Raw genomic sequence first — 26,036 nt, 5'->3', positions numbered from 1 at the left:
GGTTTGAGCGAACAAAACATCGATTATCACGATCAAGAACCAGCTGTTGAGCTGCCTCATGATCTCGATGATGCACAGCGGGCATTGGCCGAAGTGCAGGCCTTGTTGCGCAAACAAAAAGTCATCGAGAGCGTTGTTCACAACCAGCAAACCACAGTCAATCCCGAGCGTCAAAGCCTGGTTGAAGAGTTGGTACATCGCCAGCACCTGACCGAACTTGGCAACAAGCTTTACCTGCTGCACCCGGCCGATGTGGCCTATGTGCTTGAAAGCCTGCCGCAAGAAGACCGTATGTTGGTGTGGGGTTTGGTTCGTTCTGACCGCGACGGTGACATTCTTCTCGAGTTGAGTGATGCAGTTCGGGAAACGTTGATCAAGTCCATGGACAGCGAAGAATTGTTTGCTGCCACAGAATCGCTGGACGCTGATGAAATTGCCGAATTGGCCCCAGACCTGCCGCGCGATGTGGTGGAGAAGCTGGCCAGCAGTTTGAGCCTTGAAGAGCGCGAGCAGCTGCGCGCTGCCATGAGCTACCCGGAGGATACCGTGGGTGCGCGCATGGACTTCGACATGGTGACCATTCGCGACGATGTGACGCTTGAAGTGGTGCTGCGTTACCTGCGCAGATTTGATGAATTGCCTGATCAAACAGACCAGGTGTTTGTGGTGGATCGTGTGGATCATTTCAAGGGCAGTTTGCCCCTGGACCGCCTGCTGGTGAATGAACCAGAGACACTGGTGAGCGAGGTGATGAGCCGCGAGGTGTTGATGTTGTCGGCACTGGATGATGCCTACGAGGCTGCGCAAGCGTTCGAGCGTTATGACCTGGTGTCTGCCCCGGTTCTCGATCCGTCTGGCAAGCTGATTGGTCGCCTTACCGTGAATGAAGTGGTGGATGTAATTCGCGAAGAAAGCGAGGCGGACCTACTTTCCAGCGCGGGTTTGCGTGAAGAAGAAGACTTGTTTGCTTCGGTGTGGGAGTCAGCTAAAAACCGTTGGTTGTGGCTGGGTTTGAACCTGTGCACTGCATTTTTTGCGAGTCGGGTGATTGACACCTTTGAGGGCACGATTGCCAAAGTGGTTGCCTTGGCCACACTCATGCCAATTGTTGCCGGCATTGCTGGCAACTCTGGTAATCAAACCATGACCCTGATGATCCGCTCCCTGGCCCTGGGGCAGGTGACTGCGGCGAACTTCAAGGTGTTGCTGAAAAAAGAACTGGCCATTGCTGGTTTGAATGGGTTGGTGTGGGGTAGTGTGGCAGGCCTTGCGGCTTGGGGGCTTTATTTTGGATCGCCCAATGCAGTCATGCTGGGCTTGTTGATGACCCTGGCGGTGATGCTCAACCTGTTGGTGGGCTCGCTTATTGGGGTCATGGTTCCGCTGGGGCTTGAGAAAATGGGTCGGGATCCCGCCATGGGCTCCTCAGTGCTGCTCACTTTTACCACTGACAGCATGGGCTTCTTCATTTTCCTGGGGCTGGCCTCCCTGTTCTTTTAAGGCGGCGGCAGCACATGCCCACCGTCTCCATCGTCATGCCGGTGTACAACGAAGTGCCGGCGCAAGGCGACAATTCTTTGTTGGTTCGGGTTCAGGCACTTGTTCAGTTGCTCAGGCAAGGTGACGAGTTGTTGCTGGTCGACGGCGGTTCGACTGACCACAGTTGGCCTGTATTGCAAACTTTGGCCAAACATTCCCAAGTGAACGCGCTTCAATGTGGCAAGGGGCGGGCACAACAAATGAATGCCGGTGCCGAGAAAGCCCGAGGGGATGTATTTCTTTTTTTGCATGCAGACACGGTGTTGACCCCGCTGGCTTGGCAGGCTTTTTTATCCAGCTTGAAGGCGTGCCTTTGGGGCCGGTTCAATGTGCAGATTGAGGGTAAAAGTGCATGGCTTCCTGTGGTGGCCTGGTTCATGAATCATCGCTCAAGGCTGACTAAAATTGGTACAGGTGACCAGGCTTTGTTTGTCAGCTGCTCCCTGTTCAAGCGGGTAGGCGGGTTTCCAAACCAGCCCTTGATGGAAGACATCGAGCTGTGCAGACGTTTAAAGCAGGCTGCGCCAAGAGAATTTGTGGCTGTTGCTTCCCCAGTGACTACATCGGGGCGTCGATGGGATGTCAACGGCGCTTGGGCAACCATTGTATTGATGTGGCGCTTTCGTTTTTTGTATTGGCGGGGAGTGTCTGCCGACGAGTTGGCGAGGCTTTATGCAGACACCCGACACAAACTGCCTGTGACTGTCGCGGTGTTTGCCAAGTATCCAGAGGCCGGGCGGGTAAAAACAAGGTTGATGCCCGTGCTGGGGGCCGAGCAATGTGCTGCGTTTGCACGTTATTTGCTGTTAAGTACTTTGGACAAATTACAGGGTGTGAATGTTGTGCTTTGGACCGATGGTGGTAGTACCGAGCAATGGACCAGGTTGCTGGACGGTCGGGCCATTCAGCGCCACATTCAACCAGAGGGGCACTTGGGCGTGCGAATGCAAACCGCGGTTGAAGCCCACCTGATTGACAGTGAACTGGTGGTGCTTCTTGGGCCTGATGCGGTTGGGTTTTCTGTTGCTGATTTGCATGAATTACAAGTGGCCGCAAGACAGGGCGGATTGGCCTTTGTGCCTGCACACGATGGCGGTTATGTGGCCGTGGCCTGCAATCGCCTTGTGCCAGAGATATTTTCCAGTGCAATACAATGGGGTACAGCCGCGGTGGCCGAGCAAACCCGGGATGCTTTGCAACAGCGTGGCTTGCAGGCTGTGTGGTTGCCGCCGCAATTGGACATTGATGAGCCTGATGATCTTGAGCTGGCGATTCGGTCGGGTTGTGTGCCTGCTGATTGGCCCTTGCGTTATGCAATGGCTGACTGAACAAATGAGAACCAAGGGGTTTTGTATGCGCACTTTTGTGTTGAAGGCTGGCGCTTTTAAAGTGGCTTTGCTGTTTGCCATTACTGGTATTTCAAGCGGCGTTCTGGCTCAAGGGGCTCAAGTATTGGCACCCTGGCCTTCAGATCCCGCAGCCGGACTTCCTGTGCCGTGGAAGGCGCAGTATCACCCGGATATTGCAGCACACACGCAATTCAAGCTGTTGAGGCAAGGCAATCAAACTGTGTTGCAGGCCGAGGCTGAGATGGCTTACGGTACGCTGGTGCATCCGTTCGCAAAGCCTTTGGCGCTGACTACTTTGACCTGGGATTGGCAGGTGTTGACTCAGCCCACCAAAGCCAATTTGCAAACCAAGGCGGGTGACGATGCAGGGGCGAAGCTTTGTGCATTCATTCAGATTGATGAAGGCAAGCTTGGCCTCGGTACACGCTTGGCCTTGGCAGCTGCGCGTACGCTTTCTGGTGAACGCCTGCCAGCAGCAACCTTGTGCTATGTGTGGGGAACGCCCGGCGAAAAGGTGGGCCAAGTATTTGACAACCCTTACACCGACCGTGTGAGAAATATTGTGGTTCGTGATTCAGCTAGCGGCACGGAATTGATTTCGGAGAACAGGGATTTGCAGGCCGATGCGCGCAAAGCCTTTGGCAAGGAATTGCCAGAGGGCCCTGTGATGTTCACTGGCATCGCGCTGGGGGCTGATTCAGACAACACCAAATCGAAGGCCAAGGCCTTGTTTGGTCGTGTGCAAGCTCAGCCCTGATTCAAATTCATGGTCTTCACAATTCGCTCGCAGTACCTGGCGATCTGGTCAATCTCCAAGTTAACCGGGCTGCCTGCGTTCAAATGTTTCAAAGTGGTCATTTGAACGGTGTGCGGAATCAGGTTGATGTGAATATCGCATTCGCCGCTTGCATGATCGTCCACCTGGTTCACGGTCAGGCTGACGCCATTCACGGTAACCGAGCCTTTGTAGGCAAAGAAAGGAGCCAAAGTTTTCGGCGCACGAATTTGCAAGTGCCAGCTTTCACCCACGGGTGAAAAATCCACCACGCTGCCCAAGCCATCCACATGGCCGCTCACCAAATGCCCACCCACGCGATCTGACAAACGCATGGCCTTCTCCAGATTCACTTCACCTGACGTGCTTAGGCCCACGGTTTTTGACAAACTTTCCTGTGACACATCGACGTGAAAGGTTTGCGCCTCCATGGCCACCACGGTCATGCAAGCGCCTTGAATGGCAATGCTGTCGCCCAGTTTCACATCTGAAAAATCAAGTGAGGGCGCATGCACGGCCAATCGAACCCCAGCGTAAGCAGAGTTTTGAAGCGGTTCTACAGTTTTGATTTGACCAATTGATTCAATAATTCCAGTGAACATGTTTGCTACTACTCCTGCTTGGTTCGAACCCACGTAACTCGCAGGTCTTGTCCTTTTTGTTCAAATGAATGGATTGTCCATTCCACATAGGCTGGAAGGGCGTCAAGTTCGGGTAGGCGAAAGAGGCCTTGGCCCGGTCCCAAAAAACGCGGTGCGATGTACTGTACAATTTCATCGACCAACCCGGCTTGCAGGAATGAACCGTTGAGCCCATACCCTGCCTCAAGGTGCAATTCATTAATGCCCCGTTGTGCCAGTTCCTGCAACAGACGCAGTAAATCTGTTTTTACTTTGCCTGCATGCAAACCTGCCGCCACTGGCGCCACGTTCAAGGCCTCAATGTTCGCAGCATTGGGGTGTGTGATCAGCCAGTTTGGCGTTTGTGGCTCGGTGTGTGCAAGCAGTACGCGGCCGGTTTGTAACAGGCGTGCATCTGGCGAAATTTCCAGCTTGCTGTCCACCACCACTTTCAAGGGTTGGCGCTCAGTGTCAATACCGCGCACATTCAATTGTGGGTTGTCCGCTTTCACTGTGCCAATGCCGCTGAGCACGGCACAGGCCTGGGCGCGCAGGTGGTGCCCGTCCAGCCGGGCTTCCTCGCCGGTAATCCACTGGCTAACACCGTTGTTCAAGGCACTTACACCGTCTGCACTACTGGCCACCTTCAGGCGCACCCAGGGGCGCTTGCGCTCCATTCGGCTGAAGAAACCACGGTTGATCCAGCGTGCTTCTTCAATCAAAACGCCATCGTTGGTTTCAATACCAGCCGCTCGCAATATTGCCATGCCCTTGCCTGCCACCAGCGGGTTGGGGTCGAGAACCGCAACCACCACTCGATGAACGCCAGTGGTCACCAGTGCTTCTGCACAGGGGCCGGTGCGGCCATGGTGGGCACACGGTTCAAGGGTGACATAGGCGGTGCTGCCAGCAAGGGAAATACCTCGTGCCTTGGCGTCGGCAATCGCTTGTACTTCTGCGTGGCCTTCGCCGGCTTTGGCGTGAAAGCCCTCAGCAATTGCAACCCCGTCACGCACAAAAACGCAGCCGACCCGCGGATTGGGCGTGGTGCTGTACTGCCCCTTCCAGGCCAGGTTCAGCGCATGCTGCATCCAGTGTTCGTCGGCAGGGTGGGTGGTCGCCATGGCCTCAGTGACTTCTCAGTTGCTTTTAAACGCCTTTTTTGGCGGTGTTTCGAGTTTTGGGTTTGCTGGAATTTGCGTTGTTTTCCGCTGGGGCGGTCAAGTGTGCAATTTCTTCAGAGAAACTTTGCAGGTCTTCAAAGCTTTTGTAAACCGACGCAAACCGAATGTAGGCCACTGTGTCCAGTTGCTTGAGTTGTTGCATCACCAACTCACCCAAAAACTTGGTGTCCACTTCGCGTGCGGCGCTGACCAGCAATTTTTCTTCAATGCTTGAAATGGCCTCGTCGATGGCCTCTGCACGAACAGGGCGCTTGCGCAAAGCGAGCATTAAACTGCCACGAAGTTTGTCTCGGGAAAATTCGACGCGTGAACCGTCTTTTTTAACGATGGCGGGCAGAAACAGTTCGGCCCGCTCGTAAGTGGTGAAGCGTTTGCCGCAACCGCTGCACTGGCGGCGGCGACGAATCGCGTCGCCTTCTTCAGACGTACGCGAGTCGACTACCTGGGTGTCGGCGTTGCCACAAAAAGGGCATTTCATAACGCCGCTGCCCTTTGCTTACTTGTAAACAGGAAACTGGCTGGTCAATTCCTTGACCTTGGCACGAACGGTGGCCAATGTGGCTTCGTCTTCCGGGTTTTCAAGCACATCAGCGATCAAGTGGCCAACTGCACGGGCCTGCTCTTCCTTGAAACCACGTGTGGTCATGGCTGGGCTACCCAAGCGAATACCACTGGTGACAAATGGCTTTTCAGGGTCATTTGGAATGGCGTTCTTGTTCACTGTGATGTGTGCATTGCCCAAAGCGGCTTCCGCAGCTTTGCCGGTAATGCCCTTGGCACGCAGGTCAACCAGCATCACATGGCTTTCTGTGCGGCCAGACACAATGCGCAGGCCGCGCTCAACCAGCGTTTCGGCCAAGGCTTTGGCATTCAACACCACTTGCTGCTGGTATTCCTTGAATGCAGGTTGCAGTGCTTCGTGGAAGGCCACAGCCTTGCCCGCAATCACGTGCATCAAGGGGCCGCCCTGAATACCCGGGAAAATTGCACTGTTGATTTTTTTGGCCAGCTCTTCTTTCATCAGAATGATGCCGCCTCGTGGACCACGCAGTGATTTGTGCGTGGTTGATGTACACACGTCAGCGTGCGGCACTGGGTTGGGATATACGCCCGCAGCGATCAAACCAGCGTAGTGGGCCATGTCCACCATGAAGTAGGCGCCCACTTCCTTGGCGATTTTGGCAAAGCGCTCAAAGTCGATGCGCAGCGCGTAGGCTGATGCGCCAGCGATGATAATTTTTGGCTTGTGCTCACGGGCCAGGGCTTCGACCTGGTCGTAATCAATGGCTTCTTCCTTGTTCAGGCCATATGACACCACGTTGAACCACTTGCCAGACATGTTCAATGGCATGCCGTGGGTGAGGTGACCACCTTCAGCCAATGACAGGCCCATGATGGTGTCGCCTGGTTGCAGCAAGGCAAAAAACACGGCCTGATTGGCCTGTGATCCGGAATTGGGTTGCACGTTGGCGGCTTCAGCGCCAAACAGCTTCTTCAGGCGCTCAATGGCCAGGTCTTCAACCACGTCCACGTGCTCGCAGCCGCCGTAGTAGCGCTTGCCGGGGTAGCCTTCGGCGTATTTGTTGGTCAGCTGTGAACCCTGGGCTTCCATCACGGCTGGGCTGGCGTAGTTTTCAGACGCGATCAACTCAATGTGGTCTTCCTGGCGGGTGGTTTCCTGCTGCATGGCAGTCCACAATTCAGGGTCGGTTTGGGCGATGCCCTTTTGGCGATCAAACATAACAATTTCCGAAGACGAGAGGGTTCAAGACAAGCCCAACATTCTAAATGATTTCAAGCGATTCGACCATCGACTTCGTCCATGTTTTGGCCCGGTTCGTCGTTGTTCAAATGTTCCACCCAGGCCCACAAACGCACCTGTTTTTGGCCACCCGGGTCAATCTCCACCACATTGAGTGCGCAGTTGGGCAACTGCCACTCGCGCTGCTTCTCGATGGGCTCACCTGTACAGTGGCGGTAAATACAATCGAGTACACCGCCATGGGCCACCAGCAAAATGGTGTCGCCGGGGCTAGCGTGTTGCCTGATTTGCTCGAAGGCGGACACAACCCTGGTGTAAAACTGGTTCAGACTTTCCCCGCCTTGTAATGGGGCGTCGGGCTCGCGGTTTTTCAGACTGTCGAATTCTTGTGGGCTTTTTGCCTGCATTTCATCACCCGTCAGGCCAGACAAATGGCCGTAGTGACGCTCGCGTAGACCCGCATTCAACTCGATCGCAGGTGTTTTCGACCCATGAATGATAGTGGCTGTAGAGTAAGCCCGGCTCAGATCGCTGCTGACGCAGTGCGTGTAAAGTTCAATCCCCTGCGCCTTTAGCGAGCCAAAGTGCTTACCAAGCAATTGTGCCTGTAACAGGCCATGCGCATTCAGGGCAATGTCGGTATGACCCTGAAATCGCTTTTCCTTGTTCCAGTCGGTTTCGCCATGGCGCACCAGAATGAAGCGCGTACCTGTCGGTTTTTTGCGGACAATTGCACCAAAATCAATGGCTTGGCTGCTCAATTCAGGTGCACCTTGGCGAAGCGGCGTTTGCCCACTTGAATGACATAGCTGCCAGTAAGCAGTCGAGTGGCCTTGTCCGAGACCTTTTCGCCATCAATTTTGACGCCGCCTTGTTGAATGTTGCGGTTGGCATCGCTGCTGCTTTCACACAGGCTGGCTGCCTTCAGTACCCAAGCCAAACCCGCATCCGTCTCACCTTCTGGCATATTCAGGTTTACCTCGGGCATGTCCTCGGGCAGCACCCCTTGCTTGAAGCGTGCTTCAAATTCTGAAAGTGCATCCACTGCAGCCTGCTGGTTGTGAAAACGAGCCACCAATTCCTGAGCAAGAGCCACCTTGGCGTTGCGCGGGTTCTCACCATTGGCACAGGCCTGTTTCAAGGCCTCAATGTCGGCCAGGGATTTGAAACTGAGGAGGGTGTACCAGTTCCACATCAATTCGTCGGAAATTGACATCACCTTGCCAAACATATTGGACGGCGTCTCGGTCACACCGATGTAGTTGTTTTTGGACTTTGACATTTTGTCCACGCCATCGGTGCCTACCAACAGTGGCATGGTCAAAATACACTGGGCGCTTTGGCCGTTTTGTTTTTGTAGTTCGCGGCCCATGAGCAAGTTGAATTTCTGGTCGGTACCGCCCAGCTCCAAATCGCTTTCCAGTGCAACCGAGTCATAGCCCTGCAAAAGAGGATACAAAAATTCGTGCACGGCAATCGGCGTGCCCGATTGATAACGTTTGGTGAAATCGTCCCGCTCCAGCATGCGGGCCACGGTGTAGCTGCTGGCCAGGCGGATCATGCCGTCTGCGCCCAGGGGCATCAGCCACTTGCTGTTGAACTCAATTGCTGTGCGTTGGGGATCCAGAATTTTAACAGCCTGCTCGTGGTAGGTTTTGGCGTTGTCCAGAACCTGTTCCTTGGTCAACGGTGGGCGGGTGCTGTTGCGGCCAGACGGATCGCCAATCATGGATGTGAAGTCACCAATCAGAAAGATGATCTGATGGCCTAAATCTTGCAATTGACGAAGCTTGTTGAGTACCACTGTGTGGCCCAAATGAATGTCGGGTGCTGTGGGGTCCAGTCCCAGTTTGATGCGCAGGGGTTTGCCTGTTTTTTCGCTCTGAACCAGTTTTTGAATCCATTCGGATTCAATCAACAGTTCTTCACAGGCGCGCTTGGTCACTTCAAGGGCGTGCCGAACGGAAGCAGACAAATTCTCAGTAGTTTCCGTATTTTTTGGGGGGCTTCTATCAGGTGACTGGTTCATTTGGCAATCCTTTGTTACACTCTGGCAAACTTCAGTGTTGTATTTTTGAAAATAAAGCTGATTGTGGGCGATCGGCTCGTGAACTTTCACACCTCTAAAACTAAAACATGATGCTTCAGAATTTCTTAGAGCGAGCAATCGCCGCGTGGGGACAGGGCTTTTCTCTTACCAAGCGCTTTATTCAGTCGGGGTGGCAGTATGCCGACGCCGCGCTTCCCCAATCTCACAATCACAGAAAGTGGGTCATTGTAGGGTTTTTTTCATTCCCTGTTCTTGGTGCAGTGGTTGCAATCGCAGGCTCTGTTCAAAATTCTCCGGTTGATTCCGCCCTGTTGAACTCCGAAGTGGTTGTTGAGGCGGTCGAGTTGAATTTGGCCGATCAGGGCGTGTATACCTTCGATCCTTTGGTGGCCGAAGAGCGAATTCGCCGTGGCGATACCCTCGTTGGCTTGCTGGAACGCATGGGTGTCAGTACAACTGGTCTGGCTTCTTTCATGGCACAGGACAAAACAGCGCGTAATCTGGTTAATTTGCGCGCGGGTCGGGTGTTGACGGTTCAGCAAACTGCGGATGGTGATTTGCAATGGCTCCGCTACAAAAGCGGTATTGATGAAGACAGCCAGGAATCAATCCTGATCCGGAAGGTGAATGGTCAATTCTCGGCAAGTCTGGAATCCGTTAATTTCGAAAAACAAATCGTGTTTCGTTCCGGGCGTATTGAGTCGTCATTGTTTGCTGCGGCGGACAAGGCCGGAATGCCCGATTCAGTGGCAATTCAGCTCACTGAAATTTTTGGCTCCGACATCGATTTCCACCGTGAGCTGCGCAAGGGCGATGAGTTCAAAGTGGTATACGAAGACCTGACCCTTGAAGGTCGCTCTGCGCGCTCCGGGCGCGTGCTGGCCGTTGAGTTTGTGAACAACAACAAGCCGTTCAAGGCGTATTGGTTTGCGCCAAGTGGCAACCGCAACGCAGGTTATTACAACGAAGAAGGCCGCAGCCTGAAGAAGTCTTTTCTCCGCTCACCCTTGGCTTTCTCCCGAATTTCGTCTGGCTTTACGCCTCGCCGTTTTCACCCCATCCAAAAGCGCTGGAAAGCGCACAACGGCGTAGATTACGCAGCGCCCACTGGTACTCCGATCATGGCGACAGCCAGTGGCACGGTCAAATTCTCTGGCTGGCAAAACGGCTATGGCAATTTCGTTGAAATTCAACACCACAGTGGTTACAGCACTGCATACGCCCACCTTTCCCGTTTTGGCAAAGGTGTAAAAGTGGGGCAGAAGGTTGAGCAGGGTGACGTTATTGGTTACGTTGGCGCAACCGGATGGGCGACTGGACCGCACTTGCACTACGAGTTCCGTGTAAATCGCGTGCCGAAAAATCCCCTCAGCATTACTGTGGCCCAAGCTGAACCACTGGATCGCAGTTCATTTAGCGAATTCAAACGCGTTCAACTGGCGCTGGATCGCCGCATGGAGCTGGCTACAGCCCAACGTTTGGCCCGTGCCCAGTAATCCATGATTGCTTTGGGGGCCATGTCGGGTACCAGCACAGATGGTGTCGACGTGGCCGCGGTTCAAATTGATGCAAAAACTCAGGAAATGCGGTTTCTTGGTGTTCGAAGCACTGAGTTTCCGCCTGATCTGAAGCAAACTTTGCTGTCCCTGCAAGAAATTCCACCCCGTTTTCCCCTTGGTGCTGACCCGATCGCCATTTTGTTAGAGGCCCGAAAAGGGTTGACTGAAGTCTATGCCAGCACAGTCGGTGACCTGCTGTCTTTCTTGGGGCTTGAGTCGACTGATGTTCAGGTACTGGGCGCGCATGGTCAAACGCTCAGGCACAGGCCCGACCTGGGCTATACCTATCAAATGCTGGATGGCGCTTTGCTCGCCACCCGAACCGGTATTGATGTGGTCAATGATTTTCGCTCCAAAGATATCGCTTTGGGCGGGCAGGGCGCTCCCTTGGTTCCTGCTTTTCATCAGGCGTGGTTGAACGGCAAGGGCGTTTACGATCAAACCGCAGTATTGAACCTGGGCGGTTTTTCAAACCTGACGGTGCTTAATGGGCAGGGGCAGCCTTTGGCCGGGGGTGACTGCGGGCCAGCCAACTGCTTGATGGATTTGTGGGCCCAGCGTGCTTTCGGTTTGTCGATGGACAGTGATGGCGAAATCGCTGCCATGGGTAGCCCCGACGATACCCTGCTCGAACGTTTTTGGACGCATCCTTTCTTTCATCAACCATGGCCAAAGAGCACCGGCCGTGATGATTTTAATGTGCAGTGGTTTGATCAATGCCTCGCGGACTCAGACAATCTTTCTTCAGAAGACGTCATGGCAACCCTGCTTGCCTTGGCTGTCAGGGCTGTCAAATCGTGTTTGCCGGTGTTGGTTGAGCAGGTTTATGTATGCGGTGGTGGTGCAAAAAACAGCACATTGATCAATCAGCTACGCTGCGAATGCTCGCCTGCCGACATTCTGCCGATCGAAAATCTCGGGCTGCCTGCGCAGGCCGTGGAGGCCGCTGCATTTTCTTGGCTGGCTGCTCAATATCTGCTTGGTGTGGCGGGTAATAGTCCATCGGTGACTGGCGCGGGCAGGCCTGCAATATTGGGTGCATTACACCGGGCGTTGTGAAACAAGCGTTGCTTAGTTGGTCAACATTGACTTGCTGATATTTTCGTTTTTGTTTTGGGTGTTCAAATCGGCGTCGGTGGTTGGAATCAATGTTTTTTCCCTTGGTGGGAAAAGTTCAGAAATGACACTCAGGCTCGCCTCTGTCTGCCCTGAAATTAATGGAATTCGTATCATTTCACGAGCAAATTCGATGTGAGGATTGCTTTCTTGGCTCGCCTCGTAAATCAGAATGCAGCAAGGTTCGTAGTCCAGCAAAGAGCCAAGCAGTTTCAACTGTTCAATGGCAGGCGTTTTTTGTGAGGGATCTCCGGCATAAAGAATATAGACCGAGGCCATGCCTTTGCGCAGCGCGTTGAGGTAGGCCCGGTAGGCGCCACTGAGTGTGAACCCCACTTTGTCAAAACCCTGAACTGGCAACTTGCGCTGAATTTCGAGCAAGTGATCATTGTTCATGGCCATCACTTGTGCCTCAAATGTCATTTGACTGGTGAAAGCTGGTCGTTTGCTGCGATGGCTGATTTCCGTCTCTTCCGGCAATACAACCTCAAATACGGAGCCTGCCAGTTTGCCGTTGTAATATCGATTGCGACACTCAGTTTTTGCGAGGATCTGTTCGCTCAAGTCTCGCACGATGTTGGAGCCGTGCCCCCAACCCTTGTTGTGGCTGGCTACCTTGTCATTTTCAACACCAGAGCCGGTGTCTGCAATTTGAATGCACACGCGACCCTTTCGTTTGCGTAAACCAACGACTACACCACCTTTGTTGGTGTATTTGATGGCATTGTCCAGTCCATTGCGAAGTATCTTTGACAATGCTTCCCGGTTACTCATTACACTGATTTCACTGGGTAAATAACGGATTTGAAGCTTTTTTCCGTCCGCCAGCATTCGATATTCGTCAACAAGCGGGCCGAGAATATCATGCACTGCAACTGGAGCCAGGGGCATCGAGTGATCGTCTTGAGGGTACCTGATCGCATTGCCCAGTTGATCGAAAAAATCCTCGAGCATGTTTTTCAGGGCTTTCTGAGCAGTCTGAATGTGCTGGTAGCGTGCCGTTACTTCGGGATCTTTGGAGATGGCCTTGCCCACGCTGGCGAGTATTCCCAAGGTGCTGATCGGTTGGCGTAAATCGTGACGGAAATCTTTCAAGATTCTTCGGCCTCGAAACGCCAGTTTCATGATGTCTTGGTCAAGTTTGGTTTGTCCATCCAAACCTTTTCTGGTCCGGGTTCGTGAAAAATCCTGAAATACCATGTGAAAAACACAGGTTCCGAGCAGGATGTAGAACAAAGCTTTAACTGTGGATAGCTCGACTATCGGTGTCATGTCACCCGCGGTTGCGGCATGATAAAGGCCATTGACTGTGCAGTACAACAGCCCAAAATAAACGGCTTTGATCAAGGTTACTTTGGGCAGATTACTGTATGTTTTGGTAATGGCCATCAAGCACGCAGCTTGAACGCCTATAAATAGGGTGTATGCCAAGCCGGATTCGATGAACATGTCGGCGATTGCGCAGATACAAGCGATGGCAAAAGGCACCAGGGCCGATCGTTCTGCTGCGACAACGCCCCGTTTTCTCCCTAGAAAAGCACAACCGAAAAAGAGAAATGAAATAAATTGTAAGCCGGTGTGTGAGGCGGATCCGTGACTCAATTCCGGAAAAGTTTCGTGTCCGAGAACCAGGAAGCCCAACACCACCACGCCAATCACGGCAGCTGCATTTTGCCGTTGATTGGGAAGGTGATTTGCAAAAAACGGGTATAAGGCGATACCCAGCAATATTGCGAGCCCTGAGAGTGAACTGTCTGTCATTTTATAATTATGCTGCTCGCCAGCATTTCGCCAGCGCTTGGTTTTATGCGATGGCCGACGCGTTAAGTCGAGGAATCTTACGATAAAGACTAACGGCCTAGGTTCGGTTTTTAACATTCATGCGAGTGAAAATTTCGCGCAAATGTGTCTTGATGGTTTCAGGAGACAAGTCTAATTTGCGGGCAATTTCCTTGTTGGAAAGACCTGACGCCAAAAAGTGCATCACTTGTTGCTGCTTATGCGTCAGTTGAATGCCGTTGTTTTGACCGAGTCGCCCAGTGATGTGTTCCCCGTTGGTTTGACGGTTGGAAAGGGCGTTGGGGCGCCACTGAACTTGAACGCCCGCGCGGGTGAGTGCCTCTAGCAAGACCGCGGAGGTTTGCTCGAATCCCTCTGATTTGGACAGTTTCCAGGATGGGGAGTGTTGGTTCGGTATGACCGAGTAAAGCAGAGCATCGTCGCCACTCATGATCAGCATTGGCAAGTTTGCACTGATCAAGGCCAGTGTGTCAATTACCTCCTGTCCCTGGCAGTCGGGCAGGCGCAGGTCGGTGATGATAAGCGCAGGTGAGTTGTTGGTACACAGCTCTTTGGCATGCGCGATACTGGACGCGCAGAGAATGTCTGCATTGGTTGCCACGAACTCGACCAGGTCTTTGATGCCTGTTGCGAACAGTGGATGATCTTCGATGACCAGAATTTGGTTCGATGGCATTGAATGTCTCCTCCCGAGGAAAAGCTAGTTGAAAAGGTGTCACTAAATGTGAGCATGTAAACATCTTTAATGGATTAACACCTTTTTCCAACCCTCTTTAGGGGGAGTAAATCTTCTCGGGTTCATGCAGTCAATACGCAAAACCCGTAATTGCAGTAATAATTCCCGAAATGCTTCGGCTCTGTTGGTTCTTTTCACCGTCGGTAAGTCCTATTTCACTGGCTTGCGGCTTGTTTGGTCGTGAAAGGCCTGCTTTTCATTACAATATATGGGTAGGTCAGGAAGTTGACTAATCCAGACTAGGCTCGAGCAAAAACCATGAGAACAAGATCAAGCGCCGCGACCAAGCCGGTTGATGAAACACAGGCCCGGGTTCGACGCAAAGAACAAACGCGTCAAAATTTGATGCAGGCTGCGCTCACCCTTGTTGGCAACGGCAGCAGTTTTACGGCACTGGGCATTCGGGAAATTACCCGGGAGGCCGGTGTGGTGCCGACCGCCTTTTATCGTCACTTCAAAACCACCGATGAATTAGGACTGGCCTTGGTCGAAGAGGGCGGTATTACACTGAGGCGTTTGTTGCGAGAGGCTCGTCAGGCCAGTTTGCCCGGTGAGGACATGATCCGGCATTCGGTGAGTGTGTTTGTCACCTATTTGAAACAGCATCACCTTGAATGGCGTTTTATCAGTTCGGAAAGATCAGGTGGTTCGCAATCGCTGCGCAACGCCATTCGAAATGAAATCGCGCATTTCACCAATGAAATGGCCAGCGACCTTCGCTTGCTGAATATCTTTCCTGGACTGTCCACGCACACACTGACCCTGATTTGCAGTTTGGTGGTCACCTTGATGATGAACTCGGCCACGGATTTCCTGGACGCAAGGGCAGATCAGCCTCAAATTGAGAAAGAAATGCTCGACAATTTTGTGAAGCAAATTGTGATGGTGTTTCTGGGTGCTGCCCACTGGGAAGAGGAGCCCACTCAGTCTTTGTTGAGTGGTTTGTCCAAACCGAAATGAGCAAGCCCATTGTTTATGTCGATCTGGATGGCACATTAAGCCCGTCGGACGTACTGCTTGAGAGCTGTTTGTTGCTGCTCAAGCAGAACGTTTTTTATGTGTTTCCGATGTTGTTGTGGGCCATTCAGGGTGCATGGGTATTTAAAACCGAGGTCGCCAGGCGAATAGACCCCATGCTGGACCACCTGCCGATCGATGCCATGGTTCTTGAGCGTTTGAACCAATTGAAATCGGCTGGGCATGAACTGGTCTTGGCCAGCGCGTCTGTGAGGCGTGACGTTCAAAAGGTTGCTGTGCGGCTTGGCTTGTTTGACCGAGTGATTGCAAGTGACGATTCCAACTTGAAAGGTTTGCAAAAGCTGAAAGCCATTGAAACTGACAGCCAGGGCAAACCATTCATGTACTTTGGCGATTCCACTGTGGATATACCAGTCTGGAAACAGGCGGCGGTGGCCTTTGGGGTCAATACCTCTTTGCGTACGCGCAGTTTGGCAACTGCCGCTGGGGTTGAGCTTAACCGACTTGATACCCGGCAAACCGGGCTGAAAGTGTGGTTGAAAGCCATACGCTTGCAGCAGTGGGCAAAAAATGGTTTGCTGTTTTTGCCATTGATAGCCTCGCACGAGGCAGACCCGGTGTTGTGGGTAACCATGTTGTGGGGATTTCTGGCCTTCGGTTTGGTGGCATCGGCCACCTACATCTGGAACGACCTGATGGATCTGAATGCGGACCGGCAACACCCCCGCAAACGTCATCGCCCCATGGCCAGCGGAGCGCTTGGGATCAGCAAAGCTTTCCTCTTTATGAAACTGCTGGGCATTGGCGGTTTTGCGGTGTCCTGGTTCGCCGTGGGCTGGCAGTTCACGCTGGTGTTGGTCATTTACACCCTTGTTACCCTGCTATATACCTTTGTATTCAAAAGAACGGCGTTCGTTGATGTTCTGCTTTTGGCCATGCTCTACACGGTTCGGGTGATTGCAGGTGGCGTGGGAGCAGATCTTGATTTGTCTAGCTGGTTGTTGGCGATTTCCCTGTTCGTGTTCTTAAGCCTGGCTTTGGTGAAGCGTTGCGCTGAGCTTGAGTTCTTGCAGCTTGAAGGCACCCAGCCACAGGGACGCGGTTACCGCATGAGCGATCTGAGTTACCTCGTGTCCATGGGCATTTCCAGTGGGTTTGTCGCTGTGTTGGTGTTGGCCTTGTACGTCGACAGTCAAAACGGCACCATGCTTTACCGCACACCCGAGTTCTTGTGGGGTATTTGCCCTTTGTTTTTGTATTGGTTGATGCGAATCTGGATCATGACTTCCCGCAAGGAAATGATTGATGATCCCGTGCATTTCGCCATTCATGATCGCATCAGCTGGGGCTTTCTGTTCTCAGTCGGTGTGCTCGTGTATTTGGCTTCCTGAGTTACCCAACATACATGTCTAGTCATTTTTCATTGTCGAATCAGCGAGCACCTGAACTGACACTCAAGTCTGCAAAAAGCCTTTTTATCTGGGTTGTAGTGATCACGGCTTTTATCAAGATTTGGCTGGCCTGGTTTTTTCCAATGACCGGTGATGAGGCTTTTTTCCACTTGTGGTCGACCGACCTGAATTGGGGCTACTACGACCATCCGCCCATGGTGGGTTGGTGGCTGTGGGCGCTGAGCCATGTGGGCAACGAGCCCATCGTTATTCGCAGCTTGACGATGCTGTTGACTACGGTTGTTGCTTTCGGTGTGGTGCTTCTTGCGCGCGAATTATTGCCACGCGATCAGGAATCCAGAGCCTGGTTGGCCGGTGCGGTTTATTTGTCCATGCCAGTGTCCTGGTTTGCGGTGTTCGTAACAACTGATACGCCCTTGATATTTTTCATGGGGCTTGCCATTTATACCTATGTGAAAGCGATTCGTGCCGAGTCTGGTGCAGGCATGTTTCTCGCTGGTTGCTTTTTGGGTCTGGCTTTTTTGTCGAAATACTTTGCGGTGTTGTTGGGCTTTGCATTTGGATTTCATTTGCTGTTTCAGCGACAGCGTTTCAAGTACCTTTTTCTATTGCTTGCTGGTGTCCTGCCATTTGCCAGCGTGAACATTGCTTACAACCTGCACAACTGCTGGAACAACATCATGTTCAATCTGGTGAACCGGCACGACGACGCCCAGCTGGGTTGGGGCACTGTGCTCACCTACCTGGGTATGATGCTTTACCTGATTACGCCATGGGCTTTGTGGAGTTTGCTCAAGGGCAGCCGGGTGTGGTTGCGCCATGGTGCGCTGGCGTTTGCTTTGTTGGTTCCGCTGGGTTTGTTTCTGCTAATTTCCCTTGAGAAAACAGTGGGTCTGCACTGGGTGCTGGGTTTTTTGCCCATTGCATTTGTACTTTTGGCGCTGTGCACTCAAGGCGTCTGGATGAAGCGTTACGTCGGTTTTAACGCCGTGTTGTCGATTCCACACCTGGTGTTGTTTGGCCTGTTGATGCACGCCGATGTGTCGGTTTGGCCCAAAAAGGATTTCCAGGAGGATGTGCTTTTTCACCGGCATATGCCTGAAATTCTTGCCGAGCTTCGCCGCGACATGCCCGCTGATGGGGTGCTCACTACCATCGCCTACTCGCCCGCCGCTTTGATGACCTACCATTATGGCAAGGTGGTTCCCGTGTTTGGCCCAGGAAAATACCATGCACGCAACGACGATACATTTGTGGATTGGCGTGAAATGGAGGGTAAACCCATTCGCATCGTCGCCAAAGCCAAGCCGATTGACCCGGCGCTTTACACGGATTATCTCAGTGATGTTTCAGTGACAACCCAAACTATTGGGGGTGTGCCCTTCACGATTGTGGATGGCAGCAATTTCAATTACCAACGATTCAGGGATGTGGTGCTGCGTGAGGCTGTGGAAAAGTACTATCAAATTCCACGTGCTTTGCCAGTTCTGGATTGTCCGTTTGCGCGCAAATACGGATTTGAGGAAGAATGCCGCCTGGTGCCCCAGGCGGTTAACAATTAATTGGTGTTCTCAACAATGGTTTGCCATTTGAGCTCGCCTTTCAGCAGGTTTTGTTGCTCACTTTCTTTCAATTTGACCGGTATCTGCCAATTGCCAGTTTCCGATGTCTTTGCCGGTTTTTGATCCAGTCTTGGGTCAGCGTAGGTCACCGTTCCGGTTTCTGACACCTTCACCCATGGCGCCTGTTCGGTGCCGGGGTTGTGAAACAACTCCACCGAGTTTGCCCAGGCGTGCTGGCTGTTCAGCCAAACTCCGTCTTTGCGAAGTTCGATGAACGGTAAACCCTGGTCATCCAGCACCTGAAACTCACCTTGTGCAGTACCCATGCGGCTGAGCATGAAAGCATTGCCGCTCAGGCCTGGCACCATGGCGTTCAATCCTGCAAATTCAGGCTCATTTACCAGAAGAGGTCGCCAGTAGCCGGTCATGGGTTCGGGCTCGATACGTTCAATTCTGACGTTGAGTGGTTTGCCATTGCGCACCATGCCCAGATTGAAATGCGCGAGATCTTCTTTGATCAAACGGGGGTCGTACCAGCCATAACCCGGCTGTTTGTCCAAGAGTACCCAATTGGGTTCCAACTTCGGGTTGTCTTTGATTCGGTCGGGTATCGGGCCGCCGCCGGGTTGTCTGGAACGGTGCCAGCCGCTTGCGTTCAGGTCAGCATACAGTTTGTCTTGGTCGAAACGCAAAAACGCCCGTTTGTCTTCGCCCAGTATTTCAATTCGCTGTTGTCCGTCCGTGGCCAGCGCAAATTGATAGGCATTGGTTTTAACCACTTGCAATGAAATTCCTTTGGGCAACTTGGCTTTCGGGCTTACGGTGGGTACGCCACCTTCCGAGCCGTGTTCAGCATGTGCGAAAGCTGTGTTGCCAACAAAGGGGCTTGAAATTATGAGGGTAGAAAAAGAAAACGCCAGGCAGGCGCCCAGCGTTTTCTTCACCCAGTTCGATTTAACGACGGGCATTGGCAGTCATCACTCCTTGTCCATTGCCATGCTTCAACATGAAGCTGACAGCTTTGGATGGCAACAGTGAACCATCCGCTTGCTTGGCGCGTACGAAGGTCATGTAGGCACCCTGTGGAACCACAGCGGCTTGGTCCGGAATATTAAAACGAATGCTTTGACCTGTCATGGTTAGTTGATTTTTGGGAATGACAACGGTGCGTTGGTCAGCATCGGTCAAGTGGGTTGTCACTGTATGGCGTACCAGGGTGATAGAGTCAATCTTGCTCATGTCTGTACCTGGTGCCATTTCCAGAGTCACTTGTTGACCTTTGCGGAATTCGCGCATCATTGTTTTGCCATTGCCCGCGGGAGTTGCATTGCCGCCTGCAAAACCAATCAGGTTGGGGCGATTCGGGTTACCCACGTAAGGTGGTGAGTAGATCTCGAAAGATGGGTCACGACCGTCGTTGGGTGAAAAACCGAATGCTGCCAGATTGATGTTTTTCAGGTACAGCGTGGAAATTGGCGCGTGACCACCGATCAGCACGCGACCGTCTTGCATCAACAAGGCGGTGTTGTGATAAGTACGGGGGTTGTTGGCCACAGCCATTTGAGTCCACTTCTTGGTAACAGGGTCAAAACGCTCTGCTGTTTTGCGAGGGAATTCCACGCCGGGTGCTGCCACACCGTCGCGGTCACCGCCACTGAACACCATCACGGAGTCATCGGGCATCAACACGCCTGAACCGTACCAACGGGTTTCATTGAGGGAACCAGTCACTTCACTCTGGTAATCGACAATGTTGTCACCTTCGGTTTTCACTGTGTCAATGCGTGATGCAGCCACGGCCACGTATCCGCCTGGAGAGGTCAAGCCCACCAGTGGCAGAACACCACCAGCTGTCAGGAAGCTCGCTTCCTTGTACTGGCCCTGAGCGTTGGGGCGCAGAGGCATCATGACTGAAAATGTAGATCCGCGCATGCCAGAACCTACAACCTTCTGAACCATTTGCTCTGGGTTGCCTGTGCTCACTGTGCTCAGCAGTTTTTGAAGGGCCTGTGGGCTCTTCATGGGTGCGCTCATCAAGGTTTTGGTGAGTGCGCTCATGGCGGCGTTGGGAGCAGTCAACGGATTCAGGATTTGGGTCAGGGACTCAAGGCCAGCATCGCTGAATTTCAAAGGGAAACCTGCATAGGCCAGATCAGACCAGGTTTGGTTGGCTGGATTGTAAGTGGCCGCAATATTCCACAATGGCTGGTCATAAGCCTGACCAAACGGGTTGAAGGCTTGGCCGCCCGCATTGTAGTAAACGTGACCGTTGGGCAACAGATGCAAGCGTGGGTAAAGCGGCAGAGAGCGCTGTGCTGTTTCTGCATTCACTGTCCACTTGTTTGTTGCCGGGTCATAGGTCTCGGTTTGTGGAACGTTACGGCCGCTCTGCTCGGGAGCCTGTGGATAAATAGGCTTAAGCAGTTTGGTTACGCCACTTGCAACAAACATCTTGCTGTCGGGCAGGGTAATCAGCGCTGGGTACCAGCGACCAAAGTTCATGTCTGCCAGCTGGCTCCATGTATTGGTATTGGCGTTGTACGCGCGGCTGTTTTTCAGGCCTTCCAGTTCGGTTAGGCCATAGCCGATCAAGTTGCTGCCGGGCTCGCTGTAGTAAGCAGTTCCGCCCACCGCCATGATGCGGCCATCGGCCAGCATGGCCACGTCCGCACAGAAGAGGGCACCGTCGGCGCTGTTGGTCTCCTTGTTGGTCAAGCCCGGGATCAGTTCGGTGATCTCATAGCCGTCCGGATTGGCGCCAGAATCAACATCGGTTGGACGTGTCCACAGGTTTGCTGCGTTTGCATCTTTGGGGATCTGCATCACGCGGGTCTGGTCATTGATGGCTTTTTGACCAAAATCCACCAGAATGCTGAACTCAAAATCTTCCGTGCCTTCAAGCGCGTTGAAATACAGGAAGTCTCCATTGGGCAACATCGAGATTGTGCCTGCTGCTGGTTTGCAGCGCAGCTTGCCGTTCGCGCCAATGCCCTCACACTTGTTGTCGGTGCGAATTCCTTGCAAGTCGGGATTGTTGTCGTCGGCCACAGAGCGTTCATACACAAACGGCTCTGCGAAAGGTTGGCTGAACGTGCCTTTCTGGCCTTCAGGCGCAACTCCTTTGCTGGTGCTAACTGGGTTGAACTTGGCGCCGATCAGGTCGTCGAGCAGACCGGCTTGTACGGGTAATGCAGTTCCCAATCCAATGGCGATTACTGCAGATAGTTTATTCAGCTTGAACACGTGTCATCTCCTCCTAGCAAGCTGTTTTTGTAGAAGAAGGAGTCGGCGCAGCAATCAAGGTACTGCGATTATTCCTTCTTGCCTGTGTTAACAGTTGTTACTGTTGAAGTGCATTTTTAGATGCATCTTTCTAAAAATAATAACCGTGATTATGGTTTTGAACAATCGTCGCTATACCAATAAAAAATAGTAATGCAACCTATACAGACGCGATGCTTGTGTGCGAGATGAGAAAGATTTGTGAGCAAAGTAGACAGTTGAGCGGAAAAGAAAAAACCCCTCAGCTTTCACTGAGGGGTTTCTTGTTTGGTGGCGAATCAGGGATTCGAACCCCGGACCTGCGGATTATGATTCCGTCGCTCTAACCGGCTGAGCTAATTCGCCGAAGACCGAGAGTATAACCGAGCTTTCTTAAAAAAAGAAGAGCTTCATTACTTCTTTGTCATCAAAGTTAAACCATGCGCTCAACGCGCCACATTTGATATTTCAAGGCAGCCATGGCCCCAGCAACAATGCTGCCCAAGGCCACAAACGAGGAAAGCGAGAGGGTGCTTACGCCACTTAGACCTTGTCCAACCGTGCAGCCGAGTGCCAGCACGCCACCCACGCCCATCAACACCGCGCCTACGGTGTGATTGGCGGTGTCTTCAACCCCCTGGAATGTCTCCCAGCGGAATGATTTTTCCAGCAAGGCACTGGCGGTGGCACCCAGAATGACACCGAAGCAAGCGACTACGCCCACAGTGAGTACGCGAGTCACATCTGAGAAAAACATCAGCCATTCCAGTGTGTAAGCATAAGGCGCGACAAAGCTAAAGCCTTCGGCCCTGTTGGCATAGGTGCCCAAATACGCCGCTTCAAGGGTGTCTGGGTGTTCAGGAATGTAGGCCACTTGAAACACAACCCACCAGGCTGCCACGATGGTTAGGCCCACGCCTGCACCACCCACAATCACTTCTTTGTTCCAGGCCGATTTGCTGCCCAAAGCCACGATCAAGAGGATTAAGGGCAAGACAATGGCCAAAACTTGAGTCATCGCGGCTGGTTCCGCACCAAAGGCATTGGCCAAAAGTTCGGGCAAATAGGGGCTGTTGCTGAATTCAAAGCGTATTGGATCCAGGTAGTTGGCGCGAAATACACCAAACACCCCTTTGAGGGTCATGTAGGCAGTAATTCCCATGATCACAAACACCATCAGGGCTTTCAAATTACCGGCACCCAGGCGAATCAGTGTTTTGCTGCCACAGCCTGATGCCAGCACCATGCCAGCGCCAAACAGCAAGCCACCGACAATACCCGATAACCAAGACCATTGATTGTTCAGGAAAATGGTGTCGTTGAGGTTGGCTTGACCTGTAATGCTCAAGCCTTGAAGGCCAAGTGCCGCGACAGCGATTGCGAGCAACCACATGCGCATGCGGTTCCAGTCACCGAAATTGAAGGCGTCGGCAATGGCACCCATGGTGCAAAAGTGACTGCGATGAGATATGGCGCCAAAGGCCAGGCCCACTGCAAATGTGGCCCAAAGCACAGTGCTTTGGATGCTGCTGAGGTTGATCTCTTCCATGAACCGGCACCTTTGTATTGAAGTGCCGGTATTTTAACCGTGTCTGCCCGTTTGCGGGCGTTGGGGGGTGATTACTTTCGAGCGATTATTTCAACGCTTCCAACCGTGCCTTTGCGCTCTCGGCAGCTGGGCTGCCCGGGTATTTGGTGATCAGTTCACCAAGGGTTTTCTTGGCACCAGGAATACTTTTTAACTCCAATTGCGAACTGGCCATGCTCAACAAGGCATCTGGTGCGCGCGGGCTGTCCGGAAAGTCTTTGGCCAGGTCGCGTTGAGTGACCAGCGCTGTTTTGTATTCACCTTGCGCAAATTGGGTGCTGCCCAAAAAGTAGCGAACCTGCGGTTCAAGCTTGCTTTGTTTGTATTTGCCGAGGAAATCCTGAAATTGCAGGGCTGCGTCTTTGTAGTTACCAGCCTTGAAATGATCAAGACCAGCTTGGTAATCATTGAACTGTTCCGGGGGAACAGTGAGTTCTTCGCCATCGAGCTGAAGCGCTCTCGGCTCAAGTTTCTTGAGACGATCGTCCAGGTTTGTATACAGCAGGCGATTGTCTTCCTGAAGTTTGCGAATGTTGTTGTTGGCAACTTCGAGATCGCCGCGCAAGCGGGCGATCTCTCGGTCTTTGTCACTCAGGGACTGGGCCAGTGACAGCTGCCCCTGATTGGAGGCTTCCATTCGAGCCACGCGGTCTTCAAGCGCTTTCACCTGCTGGCGCAAGTCCAGAATTGCCTTGCGTGCCTCGGTATCATCAAAAATCGCAAACGCGGAGTTGGATGCAAAGGCGCAGAAGAGGGCAACTGCCCAGGCTTGTCGCTTGAAGTTGACGGTCATCTCGAAAGGGCTCCTTGATTACTGATAAACGATGTCGGAACGACGGTTTTCAGCCCAGGCTGCTTCGTTGCTGCCAGTTGCTTTTGGCTTTTCTTTGCCGAAGCTTACAGTTTCAACTTGACCTTCTTTCACGCCCAAAGCCAGCATCAGTGTTTTCACTGCGTCAGCACGACGTTGACCCAATGCCAGGTTGTATTCAGCGCCACCGCGTTCGTCGGTGTTGCCTTGAACAACAACTTTGCGGTTGGGGTTGGCAACCAGGTATTTGGCGTGGTTCTGAACCAGCTCACGGTACTCTGACTTGACACTGTAGCTGTCGTAGTCGAAGTACACGCTGCGCTTGGCCAGTACGCCTTGTGGGTCGTTCAGCGGGTCAGCATCGCCAGGGGTGACTGTGGGTACGGCGCGGCCGTCAGAACCAGGCGCTGTGCCGGTTTTGGATTCGACTGTGGGCTTGTCGTTCAAGGGAACGGCAGAGCTACAAGCGGCCAAAACGGCCACCATTGCTGAAATCGCCAAGTACTTGACCATTGAGTGTTTCATTTTTTTCTCCAGACCTAAAGAATGTTTAGTGTAAAACCAGTTAAAACAAATTCAAAATCAATCATTTATGAACGGGCCCCAGGTGGGTTCCGAAATGTCAGCGCCAGAACTGCTCAAGGTGTACCTGATTCGTCCGTCTTTTGACACCACGGCAAGGGTCCCTTTGCCGCCCAGCTTGGTCGCGTACAAAATGTAGCGGCCATTCGGTGCGAAACTCGGGCTTTCGTCTCGCCCCGTATTGGTCAGCAGCATCTCGGTGCCATTCGCCAAATCCAGCGCGGCAATTCGAAACTGCCCGTCTCGACGAGTGACATATGTCAATGTTTTGTCATCGGGACTAATTCGAGGCGAGATATTGTATCCACCTTCGAATGTCACGCGTGATGCATCACCACCATTTGTACCCATTCGATAAATTTGTGGGCCACCTCCACGATCAGACGTGAAATAAATGCTTCGGCCGTCGTGACTGTACGCAGGCTCGGTGTTGATTCCACCCGTGCTGGTCAGTCGGTTCAGGCCAGAACCATCTGCACTCATCGAGAAGATTTGCGATCCACCATCTTTGGTCAACACCACTGCCAGCTGCTGGCCATTGTGGGACCAGGCAGGGGCACTGTTGCTGCCTCTGAAATTCGCCAGTGCCTTGCGGCGACCTGTTGCAAGGGTGTGAACAAATACAACAGGTTTGCGAGTTTCGAAGGAAACATATGCAAGTTGCGTGCCGTCAGGGGACCAGGCGGGAGAGATGATGGGCTCCTTGGACGCCAGCGCAACCTGAGGGTTGGCACCATCGGCATCGGCAATAATCAGGCGATAACGGCCCGGTGCTTTCTCAACATAAGCCAAGCGCGTGGAAAATACCCCTTTCTCCCCCAGCATTTTTTCGTATACAAAATCAGCGATTTTGTGGGCGTGCAGGCGCAAGGCGGAGGGCGCGATCACGTAGCTGAACTTGCCCAGTGACTTTTGCTGGGCTGTGTCGTGCAGGTTAAAGCGCAAATCCAGCCTTCCATCAGGCAGTTTTTTGACCGATCCCACGATCAACGCATCAACGCCAATTGATTTCCAGGCCGTGGGATCAATCAGGGTGGATTCATTCAACTCCACATTGCTGGTGGTATTGATCGAGCGAAAGAAACCACTGCGGACCAGATCGTCCTCGATTACCTTTTTAATGTCCTCGGGCAAGCCTTGATTGCCCTGAAACGGTGCGGCCGAGAAGGCGATTTGATTCGCTCCCACACCGGTAATGTCGATTTTCAGTTGTGCTTGTGCAGCAGTGGCAGTGGCCAGCAAAGTGGCCGCGGCAAAGAGGGAGCATGCAGCGCGCCGAAAACGGGTCCACAGTGCAATTGACGGTTGTAAATACATGGCTTGGTTGGCGTAGTTCATTGTTTCACTATGAA

At 52.7% G+C, this 26,036-nt stretch carries 22 protein-coding genes and 1 tRNA gene; 8 read left to right on the top strand and 15 right to left on the bottom strand.

Annotated features, from left to right (window positions below; translation table 11 throughout):
* Positions 1-3 precede the first annotated feature (3 nt).
* From mgtE to FCS97_RS12320, 3 genes are read left to right on the top strand one after another with little or no spacing between them, the layout of a single operon-like run.
* On the top strand, positions 4-1,500 hold the full coding sequence (gene mgtE / locus FCS97_RS12330) for a magnesium transporter (RefSeq protein ID WP_138518733.1): 1,497 nt from the start codon (positions 4-6) through the stop codon (positions 1,498-1,500).
* A gap of 14 nt (positions 1,501-1,514) precedes the next feature.
* Complete coding sequence (locus FCS97_RS12325) at positions 1,515-2,867, top strand: TIGR04283 family arsenosugar biosynthesis glycosyltransferase (RefSeq protein ID WP_138518732.1); 1,353 nt, start codon at positions 1,515-1,517, stop codon at positions 2,865-2,867.
* A 25-nt stretch (positions 2,868-2,892) separates the two neighbouring features.
* Complete coding sequence (locus FCS97_RS12320) at positions 2,893-3,645, top strand: DUF3047 domain-containing protein (protein ID WP_171035301.1); 753 nt, start codon at positions 2,893-2,895, stop codon at positions 3,643-3,645.
* Here FCS97_RS12320 and FCS97_RS12315 read toward each other — a convergent pair.
* From FCS97_RS12315 to tyrS, 6 genes are read right to left on the bottom strand one after another with little or no spacing between them, the layout of a single operon-like run.
* Positions 3,636-4,265, bottom strand: coding sequence for a riboflavin synthase (locus FCS97_RS12315; protein WP_138518730.1), 630 nt, complete (start codon positions 4,263-4,265; stop codon positions 3,636-3,638). The genes FCS97_RS12320 and FCS97_RS12315 overlap by 10 nt on opposite strands.
* An 8-nt stretch (positions 4,266-4,273) precedes the next feature.
* Positions 4,274-5,407, bottom strand: coding sequence for a bifunctional diaminohydroxyphosphoribosylaminopyrimidine deaminase/5-amino-6-(5-phosphoribosylamino)uracil reductase RibD (ribD, locus tag FCS97_RS12310; RefSeq protein ID WP_138518729.1), 1,134 nt, complete (start codon positions 5,405-5,407; stop codon positions 4,274-4,276).
* Between the two features lie 25 nt (positions 5,408-5,432).
* Positions 5,433-5,945 carry a transcriptional regulator NrdR gene (gene nrdR / locus FCS97_RS12305; protein ID WP_138518728.1) on the bottom strand — a complete coding sequence of 171 codons (513 nt, stop codon included), beginning with the start codon at positions 5,943-5,945 and terminating at the stop codon, positions 5,433-5,435.
* A gap of 18 nt (positions 5,946-5,963) precedes the next feature.
* On the bottom strand, positions 5,964-7,208 hold the full coding sequence (glyA, locus tag FCS97_RS12300) for a serine hydroxymethyltransferase (protein WP_138518727.1): 1,245 nt from the start codon (positions 7,206-7,208) through the stop codon (positions 5,964-5,966).
* A 53-nt stretch (positions 7,209-7,261) separates the two neighbouring features.
* Entirely contained in the window at positions 7,262-7,990 is a 729-nt protein-coding gene (locus FCS97_RS12295) for a histidine phosphatase family protein (RefSeq protein ID WP_138518726.1), read from the bottom strand.
* A complete protein-coding gene (tyrS, locus tag FCS97_RS12290) occupies positions 7,987-9,258 on the bottom strand; it encodes a tyrosine--tRNA ligase (RefSeq protein ID WP_171035300.1) in 1,272 nt (423 codons plus the stop codon). Before tyrS ends, FCS97_RS12295 begins: the two co-directional genes overlap by 4 nt.
* A gap of 281 nt (positions 9,259-9,539) precedes the next feature.
* Between tyrS and FCS97_RS12285 the strand changes: the two genes are divergently transcribed.
* Complete coding sequence (locus FCS97_RS12285; RefSeq protein ID WP_171035299.1) at positions 9,540-10,775, top strand: peptidoglycan DD-metalloendopeptidase family protein; 1,236 nt, start codon at positions 9,540-9,542, stop codon at positions 10,773-10,775.
* A 3-nt stretch (positions 10,776-10,778) separates the two neighbouring features.
* Positions 10,779-11,897: an anhydro-N-acetylmuramic acid kinase gene (locus FCS97_RS12280; RefSeq protein WP_138518723.1), complete on the top strand. Its 1,119-nt coding sequence runs from the start codon at positions 10,779-10,781 to the stop codon at positions 11,895-11,897.
* A 12-nt stretch (positions 11,898-11,909) separates the two neighbouring features.
* Here FCS97_RS12280 and FCS97_RS12275 read toward each other — a convergent pair whose 3' ends face one another.
* The gene (locus tag FCS97_RS12275; protein ID WP_138518722.1) at positions 11,910-13,832 is read right to left on the bottom strand and encodes a sensor histidine kinase; all 1,923 of its coding nucleotides are present in this window, start codon (positions 13,830-13,832) and stop codon (positions 11,910-11,912) included.
* The gene (locus FCS97_RS12270) at positions 13,813-14,430 is read right to left on the bottom strand and encodes a response regulator transcription factor (RefSeq protein WP_138518721.1); all 618 of its coding nucleotides are present in this window, start codon (positions 14,428-14,430) and stop codon (positions 13,813-13,815) included. Before FCS97_RS12270 ends, FCS97_RS12275 begins: the two co-directional genes overlap by 20 nt.
* Before the next feature lie 318 nt (positions 14,431-14,748).
* On the opposite strand from FCS97_RS12270, the gene fabR reads away from it, so the two are divergent.
* The 3 genes from fabR to FCS97_RS12255 are packed head-to-tail and all read left to right on the top strand — an operon-like array spanning position 14,749 to position 18,442.
* Positions 14,749-15,450, top strand: a complete 702-nt coding sequence (gene fabR, locus FCS97_RS12265; RefSeq protein ID WP_138518720.1) for an HTH-type transcriptional repressor FabR — start codon at positions 14,749-14,751, stop codon at positions 15,448-15,450.
* Entirely contained in the window at positions 15,447-16,859 is a 1,413-nt protein-coding gene (locus FCS97_RS12260; RefSeq protein ID WP_138518719.1) for a UbiA family prenyltransferase, read from the top strand. The genes fabR and FCS97_RS12260 overlap by 4 nt, the downstream gene beginning before the upstream one ends.
* A 14-nt stretch (positions 16,860-16,873) precedes the next feature.
* A complete protein-coding gene (locus FCS97_RS12255; RefSeq protein ID WP_138518718.1) occupies positions 16,874-18,442 on the top strand; it encodes an ArnT family glycosyltransferase in 1,569 nt (522 codons plus the stop codon).
* On the opposite strand, the gene FCS97_RS12250 is transcribed toward FCS97_RS12255, so the two are convergent.
* The 7 genes from FCS97_RS12250 to tolB all read right to left on the bottom strand — a co-directional run bounded on the left by FCS97_RS12250 (position 18,439) and on the right by tolB (position 26,022).
* Positions 18,439-19,410 (bottom strand): hypothetical protein, encoded by a 972-nt coding sequence (locus FCS97_RS12250; protein WP_138518717.1) that lies wholly within the window; start codon positions 19,408-19,410, stop codon positions 18,439-18,441. The genes FCS97_RS12255 and FCS97_RS12250 overlap by 4 nt on opposite strands.
* Positions 19,397-21,685, bottom strand: a complete 2,289-nt coding sequence (locus FCS97_RS12245) for a galactose oxidase-like domain-containing protein (protein ID WP_138518716.1) — start codon at positions 21,683-21,685, stop codon at positions 19,397-19,399. The genes FCS97_RS12250 and FCS97_RS12245 overlap by 14 nt, the downstream gene beginning before the upstream one ends.
* A gap of 307 nt (positions 21,686-21,992) precedes the next feature.
* Positions 21,993-22,069 (bottom strand) — tRNA-Met (locus FCS97_RS12240).
* Between the two features lie 67 nt (positions 22,070-22,136).
* Positions 22,137-23,252, bottom strand: a complete 1,116-nt coding sequence (locus tag FCS97_RS12235) for a YeeE/YedE family protein (RefSeq protein ID WP_138518715.1) — start codon at positions 23,250-23,252, stop codon at positions 22,137-22,139.
* 85 nt (positions 23,253-23,337) lie between these two features.
* Positions 23,338-24,084: a tol-pal system protein YbgF gene (ybgF, locus tag FCS97_RS12230; RefSeq protein ID WP_138518714.1), complete on the bottom strand. Its 747-nt coding sequence runs from the start codon at positions 24,082-24,084 to the stop codon at positions 23,338-23,340.
* 18 nt (positions 24,085-24,102) lie between these two features.
* Positions 24,103-24,627: a peptidoglycan-associated lipoprotein Pal gene (pal, locus tag FCS97_RS12225; protein WP_138518713.1), complete on the bottom strand. Its 525-nt coding sequence runs from the start codon at positions 24,625-24,627 to the stop codon at positions 24,103-24,105.
* A 57-nt stretch (positions 24,628-24,684) separates the two neighbouring features.
* Positions 24,685-26,022, bottom strand: coding sequence for a Tol-Pal system beta propeller repeat protein TolB (gene tolB, locus FCS97_RS12220; RefSeq protein WP_138518712.1), 1,338 nt, complete (start codon positions 26,020-26,022; stop codon positions 24,685-24,687).
* Positions 26,023-26,036: the final 14 nt, after the last annotated feature.

Origin of the sequence: Limnobacter alexandrii, from assembly GCF_005871185.1 — a bacterium.
GTDB classification, from domain to species: Bacteria; Pseudomonadota; Gammaproteobacteria; order Burkholderiales; family Burkholderiaceae_B; genus Limnobacter; species Limnobacter alexandrii.
Note: the sequence above shows the minus strand (reverse complement) of the source record. Positions and strands in the feature narration are given on the sequence as shown.

What these genes read in the sequence shown, in the direction of transcription:
- FCS97_RS12260 (WP_138518719.1), top strand. Translation starts at nt 15,447, where the DNA reads ATGAGCAAGCCCATTGTTTATGTCGATCTGGATGGCACATTAAGCCCG.
- FCS97_RS12325 (WP_138518732.1), top strand. Translation starts at nt 1,515, where the DNA reads ATGCCCACCGTCTCCATCGTCATGCCGGTGTACAACGAAGTGCCGGCG.
- pal (WP_138518713.1), bottom strand. Translation starts at nt 24,627, where the DNA reads ATGAAACACTCAATGGTCAAGTACTTGGCGATTTCAGCAATGGTGGCC.
- FCS97_RS12235 (WP_138518715.1), bottom strand. Translation starts at nt 23,252, where the DNA reads ATGGAAGAGATCAACCTCAGCAGCATCCAAAGCACTGTGCTTTGGGCC.
- FCS97_RS12270 (WP_138518721.1), bottom strand. Translation starts at nt 14,430, where the DNA reads ATGCCATCGAACCAAATTCTGGTCATCGAAGATCATCCACTGTTCGCA.
- FCS97_RS12255 (WP_138518718.1), top strand. Translation starts at nt 16,874, where the DNA reads ATGTCTAGTCATTTTTCATTGTCGAATCAGCGAGCACCTGAACTGACA.
- FCS97_RS12320 (WP_171035301.1), top strand. Translation starts at nt 2,893, where the DNA reads ATGCGCACTTTTGTGTTGAAGGCTGGCGCTTTTAAAGTGGCTTTGCTG.
- ybgF (WP_138518714.1), bottom strand. Translation starts at nt 24,084, where the DNA reads ATGACCGTCAACTTCAAGCGACAAGCCTGGGCAGTTGCCCTCTTCTGC.
- glyA (WP_138518727.1), bottom strand. Translation starts at nt 7,208, where the DNA reads ATGTTTGATCGCCAAAAGGGCATCGCCCAAACCGACCCTGAATTGTGG.
- FCS97_RS12275 (WP_138518722.1), bottom strand. Translation starts at nt 13,832, where the DNA reads ATGTTAAAAACCGAACCTAGGCCGTTAGTCTTTATCGTAAGATTCCTC.
- FCS97_RS12280 (WP_138518723.1), top strand. Translation starts at nt 10,779, where the DNA reads ATGATTGCTTTGGGGGCCATGTCGGGTACCAGCACAGATGGTGTCGAC.
- ribD (WP_138518729.1), bottom strand. Translation starts at nt 5,407, where the DNA reads ATGGCGACCACCCACCCTGCCGACGAACACTGGATGCAGCATGCGCTG.
- fabR (WP_138518720.1), top strand. Translation starts at nt 14,749, where the DNA reads ATGAGAACAAGATCAAGCGCCGCGACCAAGCCGGTTGATGAAACACAG.
- tolB (WP_138518712.1), bottom strand. Translation starts at nt 26,022, where the DNA reads ATGAACTACGCCAACCAAGCCATGTATTTACAACCGTCAATTGCACTG.
- FCS97_RS12315 (WP_138518730.1), bottom strand. Translation starts at nt 4,265, where the DNA reads ATGTTCACTGGAATTATTGAATCAATTGGTCAAATCAAAACTGTAGAA.
- nrdR (WP_138518728.1), bottom strand. Translation starts at nt 5,945, where the DNA reads ATGAAATGCCCTTTTTGTGGCAACGCCGACACCCAGGTAGTCGACTCG.
- tyrS (WP_171035300.1), bottom strand. Translation starts at nt 9,258, where the DNA reads ATGAACCAGTCACCTGATAGAAGCCCCCCAAAAAATACGGAAACTACT.
- FCS97_RS12250 (WP_138518717.1), bottom strand. Translation starts at nt 19,410, where the DNA reads ATGCCCGTCGTTAAATCGAACTGGGTGAAGAAAACGCTGGGCGCCTGC.